The following is a 23061-nucleotide window of genomic DNA, read 5'->3' on the forward strand; positions in this document are numbered from 1 at the left end:
TGGGCGTCAGGTTGGCTGTCGTCCGCACGGCAAGTAGACGGGCAGCCCTAGTTGGCCGACGGTCATCCCGTTATGGGCGGGGTGGCCGCCCCTGGGTGTATCCACCGGTAACACCCGAGAGGCGTCGATAACAACTGAGTCAAGGAGATGTATGAGCGAAGTGAGGATAAGTTAGTGTCATGTGAAGTAATTGAAAGGGGCATCACTCTGTTGACGTACATGTGTGCGCAACGGGCGTGGGAGTCCCGCGGTGCGGAGGGGGCTCGTGTCGTAAGGCATGGGTCGAGGCGCTGTCGGGAGCGGGCAAGGGGGCCCGGGTTCCCGGTGATGTCTCGCGAACGTCTGCGCCTGTCCTGGGGGGCCTTCTGTGAGATCTCTGTCCATCGTCATTCCTGCCCTCAACGAGGCTGAGAACCTGCCGACGGTGATGGAGTCCATCCCGCACCGTGAACTCGCCGAAGCGGGTTGGACGGTCGAAGTCATCGTCGTCGACAACGCCTCGACCGACGCCACCGCGGAGGTGGCCAGGTCGCTGGGCGCCACGGTGGTCCCGCAGCCGATGCGCGGGTACGGCAACGCCTACCAGGCCGGCTTCGACGCGGCCGGCGGCGAGGTCATCGCCACGGGCGACGCCGACTGCACGTACCCGTTCGACGCGCTGCCGCATCTGCTGCACATCATGGACGCGCGGAACGTCGAGTTCATGACCACGAACCGGCTCGGTGTCGAGAACCGGCACGCCATGAAGCCGTCCCACACGGTTGCGAACCACGCACTCAGCGCCCTCAGCCGGACCCTGTTCCGCAACGGGCTGCGGGACTCGCAGTCGGGTATGTGGATCTTCCAGCGTCATGTGTGGCACGCGATCGACGTCCGCTCGCCCGGCATGGCCTTCTCCCAGGAGATCAAGAACGCGGCCACCCGGGCCGGCTTCCGCTGCCTCGAGGTACCCATCGAGTACCGGGTCCGCGGCGGCGAGGTCAAGCTGAACGCGCTGCCCGACGGGGTCGCCAACCTGCGCCAGCTGTTCCAGCACAAGCTCCGCGACAACCGACTCCGCACCACGCCCACGCGCATGGTCCCGGTGGCGGAGGTGGCCCGGGCCAACGCCGCCGCCGAGCGGGCCGCCCAGGCTGCCGAGCGGGCGGTGACCGCCGTGGAGGAACTGAACGCCAAGACGAGGCTCGTGTCCGAGCTGGGCACTGGCAAGGGGGAGCAGCTCAGCGGACACAGGACGCTGCAGAGCATGCCGACACAGCGCGCCTCCGATGAGGTACCTCTGGAAATGGCGTGAGCACACCGCCGTTCGATGACGGACCGGAGTGGCGGGCTGCAGGGGAGCAGAAGGCCCTGCAGTCCGCCGCCGTCGGCCTGGGCCGCCGGGGCCAGCGCCTTGAGCGGTCACAGCAGCCGGACGGCGCCGGATCCCACGGGCTCGCCGCGGCACGGTCGGCTGGTGGCGTATCGCTGCGACGGGTGCTCGGACCGGTCCTCGGCGTGTTGGCCGTGCTCGGGCTGTGCGGTGCCGCATGGGCGGTCCCCGAGGTTCAGTCCGTGCTGCGGGACTCCTTCACCGAGCGGCAGCAGGCTTACATCGAGCTGTATTTCGGCAAGGAGCCGTTCTTCGACGGCGACGAACTCGTCGTACCGCTGAAACTCGTCGAGCACGGCGATAGCGGCGGCCGGCACTCCGTTCGGACCTGGGTCCAGGACTCCACGGGCCGTCATCTGGCGGCTGACACCGAAACGGTCACCACCAAGCCAGGTGCCCTGGTCGGTGTCGACGTGAGGCTGCGTCTCAAGGGGGGCGTGAAACGCCACGTGGATCTCGTCGAGGTGACACTGCCGGGGCATCCTCAGCGGCTCCGAATGCATCTGCGCTGATGGCCCCGCGCTCAGCCGCCGGTTCACCGACCACTCGCCCGCTCTCAGGAGCCGCACCAGCCCACCCCACGGGAAGCCTCATGCGCACCATCGTCCAGATCACTCCCTACTACCCCCCGCACCTGGGTGGTCTTGAGCGTGTCGTTTCCAACCTGGCGCGGGAGCAGGCCAAGCGGCATGACGTACGGGTCCTGACCACCGCCCTCGGCTCAGCCGACGCGCCGCGCGCCGTTCGGGAGGACGGAGTCGCGGTGTACCGGCACCGTGCCGTAGAGGTTGCCCACACGGCCGTCGCCCCGGGCTTGGCCGCGCACCTGACCCGGCTGCCACGCGACGCGGTGCTGCACCTGCACTGTGCTCACGCCCTGCTGCCGGAGATGGTCGCCCTGGCCGCCCGGCTGCGAGGTACCCGCTTCCTGCTGCACTTCCACCTTGACGTGGATGCTTCCGGTCGGCTGGGCGCTCTCCTTCCGCATTACAAGGAGCACGTCTTCGGCCGCGTCCTGCGGTCCGCAGCCGGTGTCATCGCGCTGACCGACGCCCAGGCAGCTTTCCTCACGGACACCTACAGGGTGCCCGCCGATCGCGTCCACGTCGTGCCGAACGGCGTGGCCGAGGCGTACTTCATGCCTGCCCGTGAGCCCGCACCTGGACCTTTGAAGTTGCTGTACGTCGGTCGGCTCGGAGTCCAGAAGAACGTAGCCCGGCTGTTGGACGCCCTTCACCTGACACGCCAGGACGTACGGCTGCGGATCGTCGGCGACGGTGAACTGCGGGGGCGGCTGGAGGAACAGGCCGGCCGACTCGGCCTGAGAAATGTCGAGTTCAGCGGGGGACTACTCGGCGAAGACCTCATCAAGGCGTATGCCGACGCGGATGCCTTCGTGCTGCCGTCCGACAAGGAGGGCATGCCGTTGGTCGTGCTGGAGGCGATGGCAGCCGGGCTGCCCGTCGTCGCGACCGACGTACCGGGCACCCGGGAGCTGGTCGGGGACACCGGCCTGCTGGCCACGCCCGAACCGGCCGCCCTGGCCGAGGCGATCGACACCCTCGCCGGCGATCACCTACTCAGGGCACGGCTGGCCCGCGCCAGCGCCGAACGCTCCCGCGACTACTCGTGGGAGACCGTCGCCCGGTTGGTCGAGGACGTCTATGCCAAGGCGGGCCTGTGACGACGAAGGACACGCTGGCCCTGCGCATCACCGAGCCGGACCGGCACCCGCCCGCCGACGACGAACACTCCGCCCGGCCCGGTCGAGCTGCCCGCCGCCCCCTGTTCCACCGGCGCTTCGCCCTTCTGCTCAGCCTTGCTCCCGCAACCGTCGTCGAACTGCTGCCGCAGTCGCCCGCCGCGCTGCACACCCTGGCCGGACTGTGGCTGTTGTTCGGCGTCCCCGTGCTGTTGTGGCGGGGCGTGGCCATGCGCATCGTGACCACCGGGACCGCAGTGCTGCTGCTCTCGATCGGTTTCACGGTGATGACGGACATCGCCGTCGCGCTCACCGTGAACACGGCGCTGCCGCCGCTCGGCGTCGAACGGCCGCTGACCCGGCTCGTGCTGACGATCGCCTCTGCCGCCGCCCTCGTCGTGCTCGGCGTGCTCGCACCAGAGCCGACACGGCCCCAGCGTCCATCCTGGAGAGGGCTGTTCGCCATCCGGGGCGTCAGGCCGGTCGCCGCTTTCGGCGGGATCGCCCTCGTCCTCGCCGTGGCCGGTCCGATCCGGCTCAACAACGGCCTGGGAGGCGCCGTCAGCACGGTGGCCATGGTCGTCGTGGCGGCACTGATCGCTCTTCTGCTGCTGCGCCGGGGCCGCTACCCGGTGCCCGTCCTGGAGTTCGGCCTGTACTGCGCCTCGGCCGCGCTCCTGCTGCTCACCTCGCTGCGCGGGCAGTACATCACCGGCCACGACATCCAGAAGGAGTTCCTGTACTTCCGGCTCGCCCTCGGCGGCGAGCACTGGGACATCAGCACGTACACCGATCCGTACAACGCCTGTCTGAGCATCACCCTGCTGCCGGTGAGCGTCTTCCAGCTCACCACCCTGCCCGAGACCGCGATCTTCAAGGTCGTCCTGCCGCTGCTGTTCGCGCTCACTCCGGTGCTGGTGCACCGCGCGGTGCGCAATGTCGCCCCGCGCGTGGTCGCGCTGATGTCGGCGGTGTACTTCATCGTCTTCCCGACGTTCTTCACCGACATGCCCTACCTCGGCCGTCAGGAGATCGCCTTCCTGCTGCTGGGCTGCGCCATGGTGGTGCTCACCGACTCGCGGGGACCCCTACTGCTTCGCCGGATCGTGTTCGTGGTTCTGCTCGGCGGCATCGTGCTGTCGCACTACTCCACCACCTACGTCGTCGTCGGCACCCTTGCGGTCTCCTTCCTTCTCGACAAGGCGTGGAGGCTGGTGTCCCGGCGGGGCCGGGACCGCTCGCGGCGCAGGCGGCGCGAGGACCGGATGCGCTCCTTCCTCACCTGGTGGGTGGTGGTCGTACCCGCCGTGCTGGCCCTGCTGTGGGCGGGCCCGCTCACCCACACCGGCGGTCAGGCTCAACGCACCCTCCACGAGGTGGCGGCGGCCGTGTTCGGCGGCACGTCGGAGTCGGGCTCCTCGGACACCGCCTACAGCATCCTCGGTGGTGCCAAAGTGCCCGCCACCGAGCGTCTGAAGGAGTACAAGGCGGACCTGCTGAAGCAGACCGCGGCGGAGCGGGCGAGCGGGGACTACCTGCCGTTGAAGAAGGTCGACGGTCTGTCCACACCTGTCGTCCCGGTTCAGGCCATGAAGCTCACTGCCGTCGGCCGGGCCCTCGACGGGCTCGGCATCAGCGTGCCCGGGCTCAACGGCGGGCTCCGGCAGGTCGCAGCGCTGTTCTTCCAGGTGATGGCGATGGCCGGGTTCGTGGTGGCGCTGTGGGCTCGCCGGTCCGCGTTCCGCCCCGTGCGTGACCAGGTGACCATCGCCGCCGGCGCCTGGTGCATGGTCGCCATCTTCACCCTCGTACCGCAGCTGTCCGTGGACTACAGCCTGCTGCGCGCCTTCCAGCAGGGGCTGTTCTTCTTCGCGCCCTTCCTCGCCACCGCCACCCTGTGGGCGCTGCGCTGGGCCGGCCGCCGCACCGTGCCGCTGGCCTGTGCGCTGCTGGCGGCGCTGCTGCTCGATCTGTCCGGGGTGGTGCCGAAGGTGCTGGGCGGCTATCCGGCGCAGCTGCAGCTGTCCGACTCCGGCCAGTACTACGCCATTTACTACCCCCACACCGAGGAGCGGAGGGCCGCGCTCTGGCTCGACGCGCGCCTGACCGAACAGGGCAGCGGACTGGTGCAGACCGACCGGTTCAGCTACAGCCGGCTGCAGGCGCTGCTGACCCATCCGACGCTCGCGGACGTGTCCCCGGCCGCCCTGCGCACGGATTCCTACGTGCTGCTGGGCACCACGCCCACCCGCACCGGCGACGTGACCGTGTTCTACGGGGGCGACCTGATCACGTACCGGTACCCGATGGACGTCCTTGACTCCCGGGATCTCATCTACAGCAACGGGGGAGCGGTGATCTACCGATGAGCGCACGACCGCTGAGGGTCCTGCTGGTCAGCCACTACTACCCGCCGCATGTCGGCGGCATCGAGAACGTGGTGCACCGGGAGGCGCAGGGGCTGTCCGCGCAAGGCGCCGACGTCACCGTGCTCACCAGCGGCGACCGCTCCTCGGTCACCGCTGAGGAAGGCGTACGAGTAGTGCGGGTGGCCGCGTGGAACGGCACCGAACGCCGGGCCGGGGTGCCCTTCCCGCTGTTCTCGCCCGCGCTCCTGACCGCCGCGCTGCGCCTGGCGCGCCGGGCGGACGCAGTGCACATCCATGACTGCCTCTACCTGAGCTCCTGGGCCGCCGGCCTGGCCGCGCGTCTCACCCGCACCCCCTACGTCCTCACCCAGCACGTGGCCGTCGTCGAGCACCCCTCCGGCCTGGTCCGGGCGGTCCAACGCGCCGTGTACGGCTCGGCCGGCCGGACCCTGCTGCGGGGTGCCCGCGCGGTGTTCACCCTCAACGCCTCGGTCGCCCGGTTCGTACGGGCATACGGCGCGCGGGAACACCGGGCCCACCACCTGGCCAACGGTGTGGACACCGTCCGCTTCCGGCCGGCCGCCTCCGCTGCCGAACGCATGCTTGCCCGCGAGCGTTTCGGTCTGCCCGCCGAACGGGTCCTGGTCCTGTTCGCGGGACGGCTCGTCCCCAAGAAGGGGTACGACCTGCTCCTCGCCGCCCACACCCCCGACGCGGGGTACGACCTGGTCTTCTCCGGGGGCGGCGACAGCGCTGCCCTCGTCGGTCTCCCCGGCGTTCACCACCTGGGTGCCCTGTCGCACGAGGCCGTCGCCGACGCCTATCGCGCCTGCGACGTCTTCGCCCTCCCCTCGACCGCCGAAGGTTTCCCCCTCACCGTGCAGGAGGCGATGGCGTCCGGGCTGCCGGTCGTCACCACCGACGATCCCGGCTACGCCCCCTACCAACTGGACCGCGACCAGCTGTCCCTGCTGCCACGCGAAGTGCCCGCCCTGGCCGCCGAACTGAGCGCCTTGGCCGCGGACCCGGAACGCCGGGCCCGTATGGGCGAGTACTCCCGCACCTATGCGGAGAAGGCGTTCGCCTGGGACGACCACGTCCAGACCCTGCTGGCCCACTACCGCGGGCCCGGTGAACGCCCATGACGGACGTCACCGCCTCGGCCCCTGCCACGCAGGATCGCGGGCGGCACCGCCGTACGGGCGACCGCATCTACCGCAGCTCCTTCTTCCTGCTCGTCTCCACCGTCGTCACGGCCGGCCTGAGCTTCGTGTTCTGGGTTGTGGTCGCCCGTTTCTACACCGCTTCCCAGGTCGGCCTCGCCACCTCACTGATCTCCGCGACCTCGTTGCTGGCCACGTTCAGCCTGCTGGGGCTCAACAACACGCTGATCCGATTTCCGGCCGGGCGGGAGGCGCGCAACGCGCAGATCAGTCAAGCCCTGCTGCTGGTCGGGATCGTGGGATGCGCAGCGGGCGGGATCTACCTGCTCGGGCTGCCGCTGTACGGCGCCAAGCTGGAGTTCGTCCGCGACGACTGGATGTCGGCCGCTGCCTTTGCCGCCTTCTGTGGCTGCGCGGCCGCGAGCATGCTGGTGAAGTCGGTCTTCAACGCGGCACGCATCCCCGAGTACAACGTCCTGATCGACGGGCTGACCCAGGGAGCCTCCAAGGTCGCCATCCCGGCCCTCCTCACCGGACTCGGCGTCTTCGGCATCGTCGCCTCGGCGGGCGTGGGCTACGTGGTGACGGTGGTCGTCGCCCTGCTGGTGCTCAGGCGGCGCCTCGGCTTCCGTGCGGACCTGCGCACCCGCGGCACCCGGCTGCGCGAGAAGTTCCGCTTCTCGGTGGCCAGCCACGTCTCCAACCTGGTCAACCTGGCGCCGGTGCTGGCCACACCGCTGATCGTGCTGCACCAGCTGGGCGCCGCCGAGGCCGGCTACTTCTTTGTGGCCTTCCAGATCGCGGCCATGCTGAACGCCGTCTCCACCGCGGTCGGTGAGGCCGTCTTCGCCGAGGTCTCCCACCAGGAATCGCGGTTCCGCGAGCTGATGCTGCGCTCGGCACGGATCATCGCTGCCGTGCAGGTGCCCGCCGCCGCGGTGGTGGTCGTCGGAGGGGGACTGCTGCTGCAGATGTTCGGCGCAGGGTACGCGGAGCACGCGCGGCCCCTGCTGACAGTCCTGGCAATCGCCGCCCTGCCCGTCGCCCTGAACACCTGGGCCTGCTTCGCACTGAAGCTGGCCCAGCGCATGCGCCACCTGATCGGCGCCAACGCCATCATGGCCGCCCTTTCGATCGGCCTGAGTATCGCCTTCGCCGACCGTGGACTGGTCTGGGTCGGTTACGCATGGGCCGTGGGCAACGCCGTGGCCGGTGTGTTCGCCACCGTGAGCCTGGTACGGGGGCAGGCGACGTCGCGAAACAGCACTTCCCTCTCGACGGCACCAGTTGATGAGGCGCCCGGCGCCCTCACCGGGCCCTACGACACGGCCGTGACCGAGACAGCCGAAGCCTGGCCGGGGCATCCCGACGAGTTCACTCGCCGCCCATACGCCGACCCCTCTGCATTCGGGGCCGCCGCCCCCTACCCGGCCGTCCCGTCCCAGCCCACCGGGCCGTTCCGACGGCCCCGCTCCCAGTCCGAGAGGCCCGCCCCTTGAACATCGTGGTGATCAATGCGTACGTCCGCGAGAACGCAGGCGACGCAGCACTGCTCTCCGTCTGCCTTCGCCACGTACAAGAGGCTTTCCCCGATGCCGACGTGGTGATCGCGGGGATGGAGGACGCGGCCGTGCACCCGGAATTCGAGGCTGTGCGGAACATCGGCTCCATCCGCCGTTACGTCGCCGACGGCACCGTCACCCTGCCTCGCCGCCTTCTGCGCAAGGCGCTGTTGGGCCTGGCGGGCGCCGCCGCTGTGGCGCTGCCCCGGCTGCTTGCCCGCACGGTGCTGTGCGTGCTGCCCGCCGAGGCCCGACGCGAGGCGGACGCCGTGATGCGGGCGGACCTGGTGGTCTCCATGGGGGGCGGCTACGTTCTGGCCCGCCCCGGCCTCGACGGATACCAGAACGTGTTCTTCGTGCTGCTCCCGGCGCTGCTGGCACAGAAGGCGGGTGTCCCGGTGGTCTGGGCCCCGCAGTCCTTCGGCCCGTTCCCGGCCGCCGCCCAGCGTCGACTGGTCGGCCGGGTCATGCGCCGCTCGGCCGCGGTGCTCGCGCGCGAGGACGTCAGCGTGGGTGAACTGCGGGCGTGCGGTATCCCGGCCGACGGCATCGAGCGGGCCGTGGACGCCGGCTTCGCCTTCGAGCCCGAGCGGCGGATCGACTGGCGGGCCCGGCTCGGCGTCGGCCCGAACGAGCGGCTGGTCGGTGTCACCGCCCGCCGCTGGCTGGCCCCTGCCGCCCAAGACCGATACGAACAAGAACTCGCCCGTACCATCGACGCCGTCCAGGCCACCGGCGTCCGCGTGGTTCTCATCCCCCAGGTCAGCACCGACTACCTCGGCGACGACGATCGCATCTGCGAGCGCAGGATCGCCGGATACTGCACGAGTGGCCCGCTGATGGTCGACGAGGTCGTCGACTACCGCGACCTCAAGGGCCTTTACGACGAGTGCATCCTGCTCATCGGCACCCGCTTCCACTCGGTGATCTTCTCGCTCACCAGTGATGTCCCGTGCGTGGCCATCGAGTACGAGCACAAGACCCGCGGAATCATGGCCGACCTGGGACTTGGCGAATGGGTCCTGCCCATCGCCGACGTCACCCACGACAGGCTGTGGTCATTGGTGGAACCGCTGCTGAAGGATCCCGCCGCGTATCGCAGGATCCTCGACGCGAACCTGCCCGGTTACGTCGCCCGCGCCCGATCCCTGCCTGCCCGGTTGCGGGAGGCGGTGTGACCAGCCGCCGCACGATCGCGATCGTCACCCCGTACTACCCACCGAAGATCGGCGGAGTGGAGCAGTACACCGCGCGCCTGGCGGCCGCCGTCGCTGCCGATCCCGGTCTGCGCGCAGTGGTGATCACCACGCGCCTCGACGGGGGACTGCGCACCCGCGTCACCACTGAGGACGGCGTCCGGGTCATAAGGCTTGGTGCCTGGCTGAAGCTGTCCAACACTCCCCTCAGCCCCCTGTGGCCCCTGCAACTGCGCCGCTGGCTGCGGCGGACCGGCGCCGACGTCGTCAACGCGCATGCGCCGGTGCCCGGACTGGGCGACCTTGCCATCGCCGGGGCCGGCCGCCGGCCGACCGTCCTGACGTACCACGCGGGCTCGATGCACAAGGGCGAGCCTGGCAGCGCCCTCGCAGACCGACTGATCGGCCTGTACGAAAAGGTCCTGCTGCCCCGGGTCTTCAGCCGCGCCCGCCGCCTGGTCGCCGTGTCGCCGGTATCGCTGGCCGAGGGCCAACCCCACGCCGTACGCATCACGCCGGGCGTCGACACCGACCGCTTCACTCCGGGCGAGCCGGCTTCGCGGCGGGCCCGCACGATCGTCTACGTGGGCCGTATGGACCGCTCCTCGGCGTGGAAAGGTGTCGACGTGCTCGTCGGCGCCTTCGCGCGGCTCGCGAGCGACATACCTGAGGCGCGGCTGCGCCTGGTCGGCGACGGAGATGCTCTGCCCGACCTGCGTAAGCTTGCGGACGAACTCGGCGTCGCCGACCGGCTGGAGACCCCCGGCGCACTGAGCGGCACGGCCCTGACGGAGGCGGTGCGCACGGCATCCGTCCTGTCCCTGCCGTCACTCACCGAAGCCGAGTCCTTCGGCATGGCGCTGGTGGAGGGGATGGCCTGCGCAACACCCGTCGTAGGCTCGGACGTTGGCGGCATCCCCCACGTCATCGCCGACGGCGAGACGGGCCTGCTGGTTCCCCCCGGTGACCCGGACGCCCTGGCCGCGGCGTGCACCAAGCTGCTGGCCGACGGAGACCTCGCCGACCGGATGGGGGCGGCGGGCCGGCGTACGGCTGAGGAGCGCTACGCCTGGCCGCATCTGACCGCGCGGTACCTGGAGCTGTTCCGGACCCTCTAGCTCTGCTTCTCCTTCCTCTCTGGCTTCTCCTGGTAGGCGCGGATGGCCTGCTTCAGGGCGTCGAAGGCGGGCTTGCGTCGGCCGTCGTGGTACGTCAGCCCGTAGTGCTGCGACTTGCGGCTGGTCGCACTCTCGGGCGCTACGTCCTGGTACGAGAACCAGAACACGACGTCCACCGAGGGGATCGCCGCCGCCGCGGTCACCGTGTCGCTGGCGATCTCGGCCTGCAGCCGCGGCGTGACGTGCGCGGTGCCCTGGGCGGACGTGGTGTCCGCCGCCTTGCCCTGAGACCAGGTGGGCGCGCCGGTCTCGGTGAGCCAGATCGGCATGCCCCGCTCGCCGTACCGCGCAAGGATGGCGACGAGATTGTCCTTGGTGCGATCGATGTCCTCGAAGCGCGTACCGGTCGCGGTCTTGGTACTGGGCAGCAGGGGATAGGTGTACGGGTGGTACGAGATGGCGTCCACCTGCTTCAAAGCTCCGAGCCGACCGAGCTCGGCGAGGAACGTCTTGTGGGACACGTACTGCCTGGACGGGATCGTGTCCACGGCGGCGAGCCCGCCGAGCAGCAGGTAGGCACCGGGGTCGGCGGAGCGGATGGCGGGAGCGGTCGTGGTCAGCAGCGCGGCGTAGCGGCCGGCGTCGGGGCCGGTCTGCCAGAACGGCTTGATGTTGGGCTCGTTCCAGATCTCCCAGGTGTGGACGCCCATGGGCGCGTACCGCTCGGAGGCCTGCCGCGCAAACTCGGCGAATCGGCCGTTGTCGGCGGGCGGGCACGTCTGGCTTGTGCTTGCGCAGTTCGGGTCGGCGGCCCAGCGCGGGGTGTAGGAAATCGTGGGCAGGACGTCCAGTCCGTGTGCGCGAGCCGCGTCCACCACACGGTCGAAGCGCTCCCACAGGTACTGGCTCGGAGAGTCGGGTTGGATGGTCCGCCACGACAGGTCCACCCGCAGCCAGCGGACACCCAACTCTTCAGCGTCATCCATCGCCTTGGCCAGTTCCGCGTCCGTCATCCAGGTCAGGGTGTCGCCGAACGAGAGCCCGAACCTCAGTTCCCGCTCGCGGCCGCCATCCGCCGCAGAGGCGTCCGAACCCGGCGCAGTTGCCAGCGCCCCGATCCCGTCGTCAGGCGTACGAGACGGCGAATCGACGCCGGTGAGGAACACAACGGCGGCCACGGCGCCACCAAGCACGGCGAGGGAGACGAGCGCGCCGAGGAAGCGTCGTTTCATCCCCGATCGATATGCGGCAAGGAAGCGCCGGCGTCCGGACACGGGTGATATGGACTGGTGAGACACCTGCGAAGCCTAATCGCGGTTTCAACCAAGATGGAGAAATCGTGGCGAAGCCGTGATGGATCGGAATGTGGCCGTTGACCCACTGGGTCTCTGCATAACCGCTCGTGTCGCGGCGCTCCCTCCTCGGAGGGACTCCGGTGCGCCGGGAGGCCCGAACATCGTATGGGCCCTGCGGTCGGAATCGGACGGGACGGAGATCAGTGCGGCATTCGGGCGAGTGCTTGATCAGGCCCTGAATTGTCGTACGGTCCGGGACGTGCTGGACACGGGGCGCTGAATCCCGGGCAATTGCGCGCCAGGGCGCTTGAGGAGCACGTCGCCATCGACGCCAGTGCGGCTGTCGAGTACCAGGAGTATCTGGCGGCCCGGGCCGCGGTCGCCGGGCAGGCCGGTGGCTGGAGGTGCGCGGACTGCAATGGCCACGACGCGCGGATACGGATGCTTTCGCCGACGGCAGGGATCGGCGAGGTGCGGCTATTTCACCCGGTGGCAGACCTTGGGACGATGTGCGCGAACCTCATGTGGCGGCGTCGAAGACGGTGTCGGCGCGCATCGGCACACCCGGCTCGTCGGGGGCGAGGACCTCGGTGGTGCCGTGGGCCGAGGTTCCGGCGCCATCGCCGACGGCCTACACGGCACCGGGGTACACCTTGTCGCTTACGCCCTCGTCCAGCAGAGCTTTGATGCGGCCACCGTCGTACGTCATGGTCTCCCTCTTCGCCGAGGGCATCCCGCCGGTCAGCGTAGTGACGTTCGGGTTGCGGTTCGGGTAGCGACGTCGCTCGGGCGACCCGGCCGGGGCACCGAGGGCTGAGTGCAACGCCTCATCGTCGATGAGCGGTTCGACCAAGCCGGTACTTGCCGTTCCTCTGGCTCAGTGGGAGACGCCGGCCATGGCGAGGGTGACGGGGCGCTCGCACGGGGCGACCGGCCCACCGGGCGGCCGACCAACTCCGGCTCACCGCAGAAATTGCGGCCCCCGCCCATCTGCCTGGACAACAAAGAACCCCCGGGTCTCTGGCCTGGGGGTCCATCATGGAGCGGGTGACGAGAATCGAACTCGCGCTCTCAGCTTGGGAAGCGACGGCGCTTGGGCGGGCGCTACGTCTCTGACCTGGGCAGACGCCATCTCCCTCGCTGCTGGGCGGGTCGGTTCGCACCGCTCTTGACCCTGCTTTTCCGCTCTCAAGGGCACGCTATGGGCACGGCGCTCCAAGGGGGCGGTCTGCTCGGCGCCAAGGGCACTGGAGATGCTCTGATCAACAGAACCACCCTCCACGGACCCACTTGTCCTCGGGCGGTTCCGGCGGGGCAGGGAACGCTCAGGACGGGGGGGGGGGGGGGGGGGGGGGGGGGGGGGGGGGGGGGGGGGGGGGGGGGGGGGGGGGGGGGGGGCGCGGGGGGGCCGCGGCCCCCCCCCCCCCCCCCCCCCCCCCCCCCCCCCCCCCCCCGCCGCCCCCCCGCCCCCCCCCCCCCCCCCCCCCCCCCCCCCCCCCCCCCCCCCCCCCCCCCCCCCCCCCCCCCCCCCCCCCCCCCCCCCCCCCCGCCGGGAGAACCGCGACCGGGGGCAGAGCCCTCCTGCCCTACGACCAGGTCAGCGACACGGCCATCTGGGCGTCGAGCGCCGCTATGGTGGTGAACCGCCCGTCGCCGATCGCGAAGTTGATAGGAATGCCGCGGTTTGTGTAGTTCTGGACGGCGTTTGACAGGGCCTCCCAGTTGTTTTCCAGTGCCAGGCCCGACACGTGGAACTCATCGCCCCGGCCGTTGGCGCTGACGGCGTCCCAGGTCCCCGAGTAAAAGATGCCGCTGTTGCGCATCGCCTGCTGGATCCGGTAGGAGATGAAGTCGTAGCGGGCGCCCTCGGCGAAGGCCTGGACGAGGACGAGCAGGCCCCGCGCACTGTCCCGCCAGTTGCCGTTTGCCAAGTCGCTGACCGCGCCTTGGATGGACGCCATGGTGATGCCCTGGGTGCTGCGGTCGATCTGACCGGCTTGCTCCATGTCGCCGTAGTTGAGCCAGTTCCGGTTCTCCGTAGGACCGTTCTGCCCCGGGAGATTGGTCGGTCCTTCGCCCAGCCGGATGTACCTGCCGGTCTGGTTGTTCCGCCAGCCGGTCACGTACAGGTTCCGCGCGTTGAAGACCAGAGTGACGCTGTTCTGGCCCACCGCAAACGTCAGGTCGAAGAAGTCGTTGCCCCTCTCGGTCCGGGCGATGCTCCCGTACTGGTTGCCGCTGCGCAGCCGGCCGCGGATGTCCCTGATGATGCCGTTGTACGCGTCGGCGGCGTTGCTGCCGTAGAGGCCGTTCAGGTCGTAGCTGAAGCCGTCGGTCGGTACCACGGCGTTCGCCAGCCGGACGTTCCCGCCGAGCGTCGTGTGCTGTGCCCCCGTGGTGACGCTGCCGCCCACCCCGGCGACGAGGACGGCTGAGGCGAGTGCGACCGGGAGTACGGCCGAGGTGCTGATCCTGCGGATGAGGCGTGCTCGAGACATTGCGTGTTCTCCGTCTGCGTGGTCGGTGGGCCAGGGGTGTCCGGCCTGCTGCACCGACATTGGCAGCGCGAAATTTGATCCGAAGGCCCGTCCACCGGCCGGATCAACATCGTGTGGTTGATCGGAGTCGTCGCTCGTCACTCCTGATTAACTCAGCCGTCATGACCGACCTCTTATGGTCATGGCTGCTGATATCGCTCGATGTCGTTTTCGCCTGATGTACGGAGGTACGAGATGGGGCGCCCCGAAAGGCCGGTGGACCCGTCGGCCGGGCCCATAGCGCGGTTCGCTCACGAGCTGCGGCAGCTGCGCAGCGCCGCCGGCAGCCCCGCGTACCGGACAATGGCGAAGGCGGTCGGCTGCGGCGCGACAACGCTGTCACAGGCCGCCGCCGGGGAACGGCTGCCCGCGCTCCCCGTCGTCGAGGCGTATGTGCGGGCCTGTGGGGGCGACCCGGCCACCTGGCGGCCTCGCTGGCAGGAGGCCCGGCGGGAGGCCGAGCAGGAGGACGGCCCGGCACAGGGCGAACCCCGGGAGACGACCCCGGTCCCCTACCGCGGTCTGGCCCGGTTCGAGCCGGAGGACCGGCACCTGTTCTTCGGCCGGGACCGGATGCTGGATGAGCTGGGAAAGCTGGTGTGCGAGCACCGGTTCGCGGTGCTGTTCGGGCCCTCGGGCAGCGGCAAGACCTCCCTGTTGCGCGCCGGCCTGGTGCCGCGGCTGCGCGAGGAACTCGCCCGACGGCCGGCCCCGGCCGCACTGCGGATCCTGACCCCTGGCGCCAGCCCGGCGACGACGTACGGGCACCTGCTGAGTCCTGCCCCGGGCGAACCTGAGAGCTGGATCCTCGTGGACCAGTTCGAGGAGGTCTTCACCCTCTGCGACGACTTGCGGGAGCGCTCCCAATTCATCGAGATGCTGCTCGCCGCGCGCGAACCGGGCGGCAGAGTGCGCGTGCTCGTCGCCGTACGCGCCGACTTCTACGCCCGCTGCGCCGAACACCCCGCACTCGCGCAGGCGCTGAACGAGTCGGGCTTGCTGCTGTGTCCGATGACCGCCGAAGAACTGCGCGAGGCGGTGGTGGGACCGGCACAGGCCGCCGGTTATCTGGTGGAGCGTGCGCTGACCGCCAGGCTGGTGGAGGAGGTGCTGGCCGAGCCGGGCGGACTGCCGATGCTCTCGCACGTCCTGCAGGAGACCTGGCGCCGCCGCCGGGGCCGGATGCTGACCTTCGACGGCTACGAGGCGGCAGGCGGACTGCACGGTGCGATCGCCGCGACCGCCGAGGAGGTGTACGGCACCCTGTCGCCCGAGCAGGCGCGGGCGGCCCGGCACCTGCTGCTGAGGATGGTCGTACCGGGGCAGGGCACACCCGACACCCGGCGACCGGTCAGTCATGGGGAGCTGTCACCGTGCCCGGACGCGCAGGTGGTGGCGGAGCGGCTGACCCGTGCGCGGTTGCTGACCGCCGACGAGAACGGGCTGCAGCTGGCGCACGAGGCGCTGATCAGCTGCTGGCCGCGGCTGCACGGATGGATCGAGACGGACCGGGAGCGGCTGCGCGATCACCGGGCGCTCTCGGAGGCGGCCCGCGTCTGGCTGAAGAACGGCCGCTGCTCCGGCGCCCTGTACCGGGGCGCGCAGCTGGCCCGGGCGGCGGAACTGTTCCCGGACCCAGCGACCGATTCGGCTCTGAACGCATCCGAGCGCGACTTCCTCACCGCCTCGCAGGAAGTGAGAGAGGCTGAGCGCCGGAACGCCGCACGCATCAGCCGTCGCCATCGGATACTCACCGGGTCGCTGTCCGCCGTGCTGGCGATCGCGCTGCTGACGGCCCTCGTCATGTGGCGCGAGCACGACGAGAACGTGCGCCAACGGGTCCAGGAAGCGGCCCGTCGGGTGGCGTCCGTCGCAGAAGGGCTGGGCACCACCGATCCGCGCGCCGCGCTGGTGCTCGGCGCCGCGTCCTGGCGGATCGCCCGGCTGCCCGAGACCCGCCGGGCACTGCTCGGCTCCCTCAGCCAGCCCCAGTCGGACACCTTCACCGACCCGACACCCGGTGACGCGCCCGACCGTCTGCTCACCGATGACGGACGCACGCTGGTGAGCGTCGCGGGGGGCACCTGGCGACGCTGGGACGTGGCCTCCCATCGCCGTACCGGGCAAGGCAGACTCCCGCAGGGCGTGGTGACCGCGGCCGGCCCGCACGCGCGCGTGCTCGCGATCAGCCGTGACGACGGAACACGGCTGTGGGACACCTCCCTCGGCCGGTGGACCGCCGCCTCCGCAGTGCTTCCCAGAAACGGGGACGTGCACCTGACGGACGACGGCCGCGCCTATCTGGTCACCGACGGCGAACGGCTCCGGCTGGGCTCGGTCACGGACGGCCGGACTCTGTTCGAGGCGCCGGCGCCGGAGTCGACGGGCAGCGCCGCCAGCGAGGACGGACGATACGCGGCGGCCTGCCCCGCCGGGCGGTCGCCCAGCCTGTGGGACACCAGGGCGAACCGCCCGCTGACGGGTGCCTGGCAGCAGGACCGGCTGTGCCGCGTCGGGACCACGGAGCTCACCATCCACGCCGACCGGATGGCTGCCGTCACCGAACAGGGGGTGCGCGTCTGGGACCTGAGGTCCGGCCACCGGATCGCCGACCTGGATGCCCCCGGCGCGGAAGACGTGGCCTTCACCGCGGGCGGTGCCTTCCTGGCCCTGGCCACGCCGCAGGAGGTACAGGTGTGGCGGCTGACCGACCCGGACGGGCCCGTGTTCCGGGCCTCCCTGGACAACCAGGAACTCGGCCTCGCTCAGCCCCTGGCCCCGGACGGCCACATCCTGCGCTATCTGGAAGGCGGAACGATCCACACCCTCGACCTCGGCGCCGCCGTCACCGCCGCCTGGCGCCCGAACGCACTGACGGACGTCGTGCTCAGCCCCGACGGCCGTACCTTCGCCACCGCCGAGCTCACCCATGACCGCTACCTCTTCCGCCTGTGCAGCACCGCAGACGGGCGCATCCTGAGCACCCTCCCGCCGCTGCCGGCCCGCATGCCGTCGATTCCTGAGGAGGACATCGATCTCCTCCTCGTGTTCAGCACGGACGGCACCCGCTTCGGGTACGGCGTCACAGCGGCCGGGCACACGCTCGGCACCGAGTCCTTCACGATCTGGGACGTGCCGCACGAGCACGTCGTCACCACACTCGACCTCTCCGGGGCCTCGGTGGACGAGGCCGCGCTCGGCCCAGGGGGCCGCACCCTCCATCTCACGCGCATGGGCGACGACGACCGATCCTTCCGCGAGGTGTGGGACACCCGCAGCCGACGACGCATCAAGGTGCTGCGCGGCGACCCGGCCGGGGACCAGCCGACGCTCCGCGGCGACGGACGGCTGCTCGCGGGCGACGGCACCGTGGCTCGGCCGCCGTCCTGGCGGGCGAGCGCGCTGGATCTCGCCGCGGGAAGCCCGCTCGGCGCACTGGCCTTCGCCCCCGACGGCTCCCGCCTGGCGGCAGGCGACCAGACCGGCCGTGTCACCTTGTGGGACGGCGAACTGCGCCACCGGCTCGGCGTGCTGCCCAATACCTTCAACCCCCCGCTCGTCGGCCGGCCCGAAGAGGTGTTGGCCCTCGCCTTCAGCCCGGACGGGCGCACGCTGGCGGTCGGCGGGAGCAACGGCGGCCTGCAACTGTGGGACGTGCCGACCGGGCAACCGATCGGCGGGCTGCTCACCACGTCCGGGGACGCGGTGTACACCCTCGCGTTCGACGCCCGCGGCACCACCCTGTACGCGGGCAGCGCCCATGTACCCCTCCAGCGATACGACCTCGACCCCGCCCACGCCCTGTCGCGGGTGTGCGCCCGCACGGGCGGGTCCGGCCTGGGCCCGGCCCAGTGGCAGACCTATGTTCCTGACGCCCCGTACCGGCGGGTGTGCAGCCCCGCATGAGGAGCAGCGGCCTTGGCCACTGTGCGTTGCGATCACCGGGCACGGCGACCTCGTGGCCCTTCAGGTCACCGGAGGGCAGCACTGCGTTCTCGCCCAGGCGTTCGGCCTTGCGCCATTGGGCGCCGGGAGTGCGCTTCGCTGCGGTGCCGTCGCCGGGGTTGGCGCGGGCCCAGGTTGTAGTCGGCCGCGATGAGTCGGGCTCCGGCCTGGGCGCGTTTGCCGGAGCGGTGATGGTCGGGGCGGCGGCGTCTTCGCGGACGAGGGTGGGACCGAAGGACTCCTACAGGTCAGGTCGCTGCACACCCCCTCTCAGACGACGAATCACGCCCTCTGCCGAAGCCACTGTGCGCACAGCCGAGCCGTTGGGGAATGCGTAGGCCCGGCGCAGGGCCCCCTGGGCGGGTACGGCGTCGCGGCGGAGCAAGTCGAAGGCACTGCCGGCAAGGGGTGTCGTCATGTCCTCGACACTGATGATCGAGTGGCGTCCGCTTGCGGTACTCCGGTAGCCGTGAGACGAACGGTGAATCTCCGGTCGCACCGCAAGTCACATTCGGCAGAAAATCCACCACAGAGCTGACGCACGTTCGCAATATGGCCTGCTGAACCGCGACCCAGCCGACCTTGCAGGCCAACCCGCCCAAGACCAATGGCGGGTGAGCCTCTTGGTCATCCCTGGCAACCGCACCCAGAGGCGGCCTTGGCTTCCGCCACTGTGGTGGCGGGATCGGTGGCCTGCTCGTCCGAGGTGCAGCAGGCGGCGACGCCGCAGCACGCGCCCGTTGCGGCGTCCGAGGAGCCCGGCTCATCGGTGGTGGAGGGCTTGACCGCGCGCACGACAGCCGAGTGCATCCCGTCGGCGACGGCGTGGTGGGCGTGATCTCGACGCCACCTGCGCTCTGCTGACCGTAGTTGGCGTGAAGTAGCCGCACTGAACAGCACCTTGGCGCGGGTGATGCTGGGTTGAGCCGCGCTGTCAGACGAGGACGGAGGCAGCCGGGACGGCGGTTGCGCTCTTGTTCCTCGATGTTCAAGGCAGCCGAGTGACGGTTGATCCGCGTCGAGCCCTGTCGCCTGGCCCGCACTGGGGCGAACAGGGCTAGCAAGACGAAGAGATTGCCCGTGATCAGGACGGGCGGGGCCCTACGCAGCCGTGATTGCGGCGAGCAAGCCCTGCGTCGCGTTGAAGGCGAAGTCGATACGGACCGGCCTGCCACCAACCGGCCGTGACCACGGAAACGAACTGTGGTTCTCCCAGAAGCACAAGGCGCTCGGCGGCAACCTCAGTTCCTGGCTGCTCCCAAGGGCACCCCGTTGCGGGTGGCCGATGTCGAGCCCGGCTCCAGTGTCGGCGACGGTTGAATCTATTACGCCGGTCGGCGGCCTGACGCGCGTGGACCTCGGCAATGGCCTCCCGCGTCTCGGGCCAATGGCGCAGCAGTGTCTCGTGCGCGAGCTCGCATCCCGGGAACTGGGTCCTCGGCGGTGCCCTGGGCGTGGATGCCGTTGGCGTCGCCGATGGCCCACACGGCGCCGGGGTACACCTTGTCGCTGATGCCCTCGTCCAGCAGCGCTTTGATGCGGTCGCCGTCGTACGTCATGGTCTCCCTCTTCGCCGGGGCATCCCGCCGGTCAGCGTAGTGATGTTCGGGTTGCGGTTCGGGTAGCGATGTCGCTCGGGCGACCCGGTCGGGGCCACCGAGGGTTGAGTGCCGGATCCGTCGGACGAGGTCAGCTCTGTGTCTCCCCGAGGGTTGCGCGCAGCCAGTCCAGAGACTCGGTCGCAAGCACCGCGTCGGCGAGCTCGTTGGCGGACTTCGTGGTGAGTCGTCGGCGGCTGTTGTCGATCCAGCGTTGTGCGTTCTCGTAGCCCTGGGCCTTGTACTCGATGCCCTGGATCATGCATTCCAGCTTGTCGGCGTCCCGGGCGCAGAGGGCCTCCGGGGACTCTTTTGCCTCGTATTCCGCGACCAGTTCGCGTACCGCGGTGGCGAGGATCTCGGGCATGCCCGCGACCTGGTCCTCGGTGACTGCTCGCGGGTCTGCCTGCGGGGCGTACTTCCTGCCCAGGTAGTTCACAGGAGGGAGAGGCACCCGGGAGTCACGTTGCCCAAAGCGACCGCCGAATGCCTCTGAGGCGTCCCCTTGGGGTCACCTTAGGGCACGCAGAGGGCACGCCACCCTCAAATTGGACTAGATAACAAACAAACCCCAGGCCGCTGACCTGGGGTTTCAATCTGGAGCGGGTGACGAGAATCGAACTCGCGCTCTCAGCTTGGGAAGCTGATGTTCTACCATTAAACTACACCCGCGTAAGACGCCGACCGGAGTCGGTGTCCGAACGCATCGTCACCTTACCTCATCCCCGGCCCCCGGCGCTGAAGCCGTGGGGCCCGTGTGCGTTTCGGGGGGCGATGAGGCTGCGGGGGGCCGGAGTTGGGGCGTACCGTGGAGGGGTGGGTGAGGGTCCGGGGGAGGTCGGAGAGCCCCCTGGAGAGTCGTTCCTTTGATCCCGTAATGTGGCATTTGTCGTCAGGTGATCAGCAGCCGGACGCGGCTCTTGGGGAAGGGACTCTTGGACTTGATGGAGCGCACCGTCGTCCGTTGTGCCGATGGGCACGTGTTCAGCACCGCTTCGTTCCCGATGCAGCAGGCCGAGCGGCTCGGCCCCGGCAGGCTCCTGCGCTGCCCCCGGTGTGCCCGGCTCCGCAGTGTGGTGCCGGTCACCCTGGAGCGGCAGAAGCACTAGGGGCCGGGCAGAGCGGTAGCGGGCGCGCGGGTGGCTGGATTGTGGCCGGTCCGCGCGCCTTGCGTATCCTCAGGGCGTGCTTCTCTCAGACAAGGACATCCGGGCCGAGATCGACGCCGGGCGGGTGGTGATCGATCCCTACGACAAATCCATGGTGCAGCCCTCGAGTGTCGACGTGCGGCTGGACCGGTTCTTCCGGGTGTTCGAGAACCACCGCTACCCGCACATCGACCCCTCCGTGGAGCAGGCCGACCTGACGCGGCTGGTGGAGCCCGAGGGCGACGAGCCGTTCATCCTGCATCCCGGGGAGTTCGTCCTCGCCAGCACGTACGAGGTCATCACGCTTCCCGACGATCTTGCCTCGCGGCTCGAGGGGAAGAGCTCGCTCGGGCGGCTGGGCCTGGTCACCCACTCCACCGCCGGGTTCATCGACCCCGGCTTCTCCGGGCATGTGACGCTGGAGCTCTCCAACCTCGCGACTCTGCCCATCAAGCTGTGGCCGGGCATGAAGATCGGCCAGCTGTGCATGTTCCGGCTGAGCTCGCCGGCCGAGTTCCCGTACGGGAGCGAGCGGTACGGCTCCCGGTACCAAGGGCAGCGCGGTCCCACCGCCTCCCGGTCCTACCTCAACTTCCACCGGACCCAGGTGTGAGCGGAGTGGGCGCGGTGAGCGGTGCGCGGGAGAACCTGACCTACGAGGCATTCGGGCAGGCCGTGCGCGAGCTCGCGCAGGCCATCGCCGACGACGGGTACGAGCCGGACATCGTGCTCAGCATCGCGCGCGGCGGCGTGTTCGTCGCAGGGGGGCTCGCGTACGCCCTCGACTGCAAGAACCTCCACCTGGTGAACGTCGAGTTCTACACGGGCGTGGGCACCACCCTCGAGATGCCCGTCATGCTCGCTCCCGTTCCCAACGCCATCGACTTCTCCGACAAGAAGGTGCTCATCACCGACGACGTCGCCGACACGGGCAAGACGCTGAAGCTGGTGCGCGACTTCTGTCTCGACACCGTCGCCGAGGTCCGCTCCGCCGTCGTCTACGAGAAGTCGCAGTCGCTGGTGAAGTGCGAGTACGTGTGGAAGCGCACCGACGCCTGGATCAACTTCCCGTGGAGCGTGCTGCCCCCGGTGCACAAGTCGGGAGAGGCGGCCAAGGAGAACAAGGAAGCGCTCTGAGCGGGGAGTTGTGGAAACAACCGCCTGGTGAAGCTTTGGCCAACGCCATAGGCTCCCTCTGACCGATCAAGATTCAGTGGGGGAACCATCCATGCGTACAACCGCGCGCCTTGCCCTGCTCGGAACCAGTCTCGCGCTGGTTGCCGGGGTGGCCGGTGCCACCGCCGCGCAGGCGGATGACGGCGGCTCGGGCAACATCACGATCGACAAGGTCGTCGTCAACGGCGGCAAGCCGGTCGTGGTCGGCACCACCAAGGTGGTGACCGTCAAGGTGTCCGTGACCGCGTCGGACGACTCGGGCATCAAGAAGACCACGTACATCCACGCTCAGGGCCCGACCCCGAACTTCGCGCAGATCTGGTACGACGACGGCGACATCACCTGCGTCAAGGTGAGCGACACCACGTCGACCTGCTCCGGCACGCTGACGTTCGACCCCGAGGCGGCGACCGGCTTCGTCGACAACAACGCGGCGGCCACCTGGAAGCTCGGCACACTGGTCTCCGCCAACGACTTCGACTACATCCACCGGGACGCGGCCACCACCTTCAAGGTGCAGCGCGCCTCGACGCTGACGGTCAACGCCTCGCCGGAGCCGGTGAAAAAGGGCAAGACCCTCACGGTCACCGGCAAGCTCTCCCGGGCCAATTGGGAGGACAACCTGTACCACGGCTACGCGAACCAGCCGGTGAAGCTGCAGTTCCGCAAGAAGGGCAGCAGCACCTACACCACGGTGAAGACGGTCAGGACCAACTCGACGGGCGGCCTCAGGGCCACCGTCACCGCCGCCACCGACGGCTACTTCCGTTACAGCTTCGCGGGCACGGCGACGACTCCGGCGGTCAACGCGGCCGGTGACTTCGTGGACGTCCGGTAGTCATGTGACGGCCACGTACGCAAAGGGCTCCCGGCAGTGCGC

General features: G+C 69.8%; 16 protein-coding genes, 1 tRNA gene and 3 pseudogenes. 14 read left to right on the plus strand and 6 right to left on the minus strand.

Translation table 11 applies throughout. The features are described 5' to 3' along the window. Positions 1 to 367: 367 nt before the first annotated feature. From ACIBW9_RS14445 to ACIBW9_RS14480, 8 genes are all read left to right on the plus strand, one after another. Positions 368 to 1294, plus strand: coding sequence for a glycosyltransferase family 2 protein (locus ACIBW9_RS14445; RefSeq protein ID WP_398954739.1), 927 nt, complete (start codon positions 368 to 370; stop codon positions 1292 to 1294). Next, positions 1291 to 1884: a hypothetical protein gene (locus ACIBW9_RS14450; protein WP_398954741.1), complete on the plus strand. Its 594-nt coding sequence runs from the start codon at positions 1291 to 1293 to the stop codon at positions 1882 to 1884. Before ACIBW9_RS14445 ends, ACIBW9_RS14450 begins: the two co-directional genes overlap by 4 nt. An 80-nt stretch (positions 1885 to 1964) precedes the next feature. Further along, positions 1965 to 3056, plus strand: a complete 1092-nt coding sequence (locus ACIBW9_RS14455; protein ID WP_398954743.1) for a glycosyltransferase family 4 protein — start codon at positions 1965 to 1967, stop codon at positions 3054 to 3056. Further along, positions 3053 to 5443, plus strand: coding sequence for a DUF2206 domain-containing protein (locus ACIBW9_RS14460; RefSeq protein WP_398954745.1), 2391 nt, complete (start codon positions 3053 to 3055; stop codon positions 5441 to 5443). The genes ACIBW9_RS14455 and ACIBW9_RS14460 overlap by 4 nt, the downstream gene beginning before the upstream one ends. After that, complete coding sequence (locus ACIBW9_RS14465) at positions 5440 to 6588, plus strand: glycosyltransferase family 4 protein (RefSeq protein ID WP_398954747.1); 1149 nt, start codon at positions 5440 to 5442, stop codon at positions 6586 to 6588. The genes ACIBW9_RS14460 and ACIBW9_RS14465 overlap by 4 nt, the downstream gene beginning before the upstream one ends. Further along, positions 6585 to 8105, plus strand: coding sequence for an oligosaccharide flippase family protein (locus tag ACIBW9_RS14470; RefSeq protein WP_398954749.1), 1521 nt, complete (start codon positions 6585 to 6587; stop codon positions 8103 to 8105). The genes ACIBW9_RS14465 and ACIBW9_RS14470 overlap by 4 nt, the downstream gene beginning before the upstream one ends. Before the next feature lie 5 nt (positions 8106 to 8110). After that, positions 8111 to 9346 carry a polysaccharide pyruvyl transferase family protein gene (locus ACIBW9_RS14475; protein WP_398955228.1) on the plus strand — a complete coding sequence of 412 codons (1236 nt, stop codon included), beginning with the start codon at positions 8111 to 8113 and terminating at the stop codon, positions 9344 to 9346. Further along, entirely contained in the window at positions 9343 to 10482 is a 1140-nt protein-coding gene (locus ACIBW9_RS14480) for a glycosyltransferase family 4 protein (RefSeq protein WP_398954751.1), read from the plus strand. The genes ACIBW9_RS14475 and ACIBW9_RS14480 overlap by 4 nt, the downstream gene beginning before the upstream one ends. Here ACIBW9_RS14480 and ACIBW9_RS14485 read toward each other — a convergent pair. From ACIBW9_RS14485 to ACIBW9_RS14495, 3 genes and pseudogenes are all read right to left on the minus strand, one after another. Further along, positions 10479 to 11714, minus strand: a complete 1236-nt coding sequence (locus ACIBW9_RS14485; RefSeq protein WP_398954753.1) for a cellulase family glycosylhydrolase — start codon at positions 11712 to 11714, stop codon at positions 10479 to 10481. The genes ACIBW9_RS14480 and ACIBW9_RS14485 overlap by 4 nt on opposite strands. 586 nt (positions 11715 to 12300) lie before the next feature. Further along, positions 12301 to 12486 (minus strand): annotated as a pseudogene (locus ACIBW9_RS14490) (serine hydrolase); the annotation flags it as partial. Between the two features lie 877 nt (positions 12487 to 13363). Then, positions 13364 to 14275 (minus strand): ribosome-inactivating family protein, encoded by a 912-nt coding sequence (locus ACIBW9_RS14495; RefSeq protein WP_398954755.1) that lies wholly within the window; start codon positions 14273 to 14275, stop codon positions 13364 to 13366. Positions 14276 to 14509: 234 nt separating this feature from the next. Between ACIBW9_RS14495 and ACIBW9_RS14500 the strand changes: the two genes are divergently transcribed. Continuing rightward, a complete protein-coding gene (locus ACIBW9_RS14500) occupies positions 14510 to 18220 on the plus strand; it encodes a hypothetical protein (RefSeq protein ID WP_398954757.1) in 3711 nt (1236 codons plus the stop codon). 25 nt (positions 18221 to 18245) lie between these two features. On the opposite strand, the pseudogene ACIBW9_RS14505 reads toward ACIBW9_RS14500, so the two are convergent. Continuing rightward, positions 18246 to 18485 (minus strand): annotated as a pseudogene (locus ACIBW9_RS14505) (mobilization protein); the annotation flags it as partial. Between the two features lie 432 nt (positions 18486 to 18917). Between ACIBW9_RS14505 and ACIBW9_RS14510 the strand changes: the two are divergent. Continuing rightward, positions 18918 to 19097 (plus strand): hypothetical protein, encoded by a 180-nt coding sequence (locus ACIBW9_RS14510; RefSeq protein WP_398954759.1) that lies wholly within the window; start codon positions 18918 to 18920, stop codon positions 19095 to 19097. Between the two features lie 851 nt (positions 19098 to 19948). Here ACIBW9_RS14510 and ACIBW9_RS14515 read toward each other — a convergent pair. Continuing rightward, positions 19949 to 20296, minus strand: a pseudogene (locus ACIBW9_RS14515) (HD domain-containing protein); the annotation flags it as partial. Between the two features lie 159 nt (positions 20297 to 20455). Further along, a tRNA-Gly gene (locus ACIBW9_RS14520) sits at positions 20456 to 20529 on the minus strand. A gap of 308 nt (positions 20530 to 20837) precedes the next feature. Between ACIBW9_RS14520 and ACIBW9_RS14525 the strand changes: the two genes are divergently transcribed. The 4 genes from ACIBW9_RS14525 to ACIBW9_RS14540 all read left to right on the plus strand — a co-directional run bounded on the left by ACIBW9_RS14525 (position 20838) and on the right by ACIBW9_RS14540 (position 23019). After that, entirely contained in the window at positions 20838 to 20966 is a 129-nt protein-coding gene (locus ACIBW9_RS14525) for a hypothetical protein (protein ID WP_398955254.1), read from the plus strand. Positions 20967 to 21042: 76 nt separating this feature from the next. After that, positions 21043 to 21618: a dCTP deaminase gene (gene dcd / locus ACIBW9_RS14530; RefSeq protein ID WP_123966424.1), complete on the plus strand. Its 576-nt coding sequence runs from the start codon at positions 21043 to 21045 to the stop codon at positions 21616 to 21618. 14 nt (positions 21619 to 21632) lie between these two features. Next, a complete protein-coding gene (locus tag ACIBW9_RS14535; protein ID WP_398954761.1) occupies positions 21633 to 22142 on the plus strand; it encodes a phosphoribosyltransferase in 510 nt (169 codons plus the stop codon). A 91-nt stretch (positions 22143 to 22233) separates the two neighbouring features. Then, positions 22234 to 23019, plus strand: a complete 786-nt coding sequence (locus tag ACIBW9_RS14540) for a calcium-binding protein (protein ID WP_398954763.1) — start codon at positions 22234 to 22236, stop codon at positions 23017 to 23019. Positions 23020 to 23061: the final 42 nt, after the last annotated feature.

Source organism: Streptomyces sp. NPDC049541 (assembly GCF_044465725.1).
Classification (GTDB): domain Bacteria; phylum Actinomycetota; class Actinomycetes; order Streptomycetales; family Streptomycetaceae; genus Streptomyces.

Bases quoted from the DNA above. Each gene is read 5' to 3' on its own strand.
- ACIBW9_RS14455 (WP_398954743.1), top strand. From the start codon at position 1,965: ATGCGCACCATCGTCCAGATCACTCCCTACTACCCCCCGCACCTGGGT.
- ACIBW9_RS14465 (WP_398954747.1), top strand. From the start codon at position 5,440: ATGAGCGCACGACCGCTGAGGGTCCTGCTGGTCAGCCACTACTACCCG.
- ACIBW9_RS14470 (WP_398954749.1), top strand. From the start codon at position 6,585: ATGACGGACGTCACCGCCTCGGCCCCTGCCACGCAGGATCGCGGGCGG.
- ACIBW9_RS14485 (WP_398954753.1), bottom strand. From the start codon at position 11,714: ATGAAACGACGCTTCCTCGGCGCGCTCGTCTCCCTCGCCGTGCTTGGT.
- ACIBW9_RS14495 (WP_398954755.1), bottom strand. From the start codon at position 14,275: ATGTCTCGAGCACGCCTCATCCGCAGGATCAGCACCTCGGCCGTACTC.
- ACIBW9_RS14500 (WP_398954757.1), top strand. From the start codon at position 14,510: ATGGGGCGCCCCGAAAGGCCGGTGGACCCGTCGGCCGGGCCCATAGCG.
- ACIBW9_RS14540 (WP_398954763.1), top strand. From the start codon at position 22,234: ATGCGTACAACCGCGCGCCTTGCCCTGCTCGGAACCAGTCTCGCGCTG.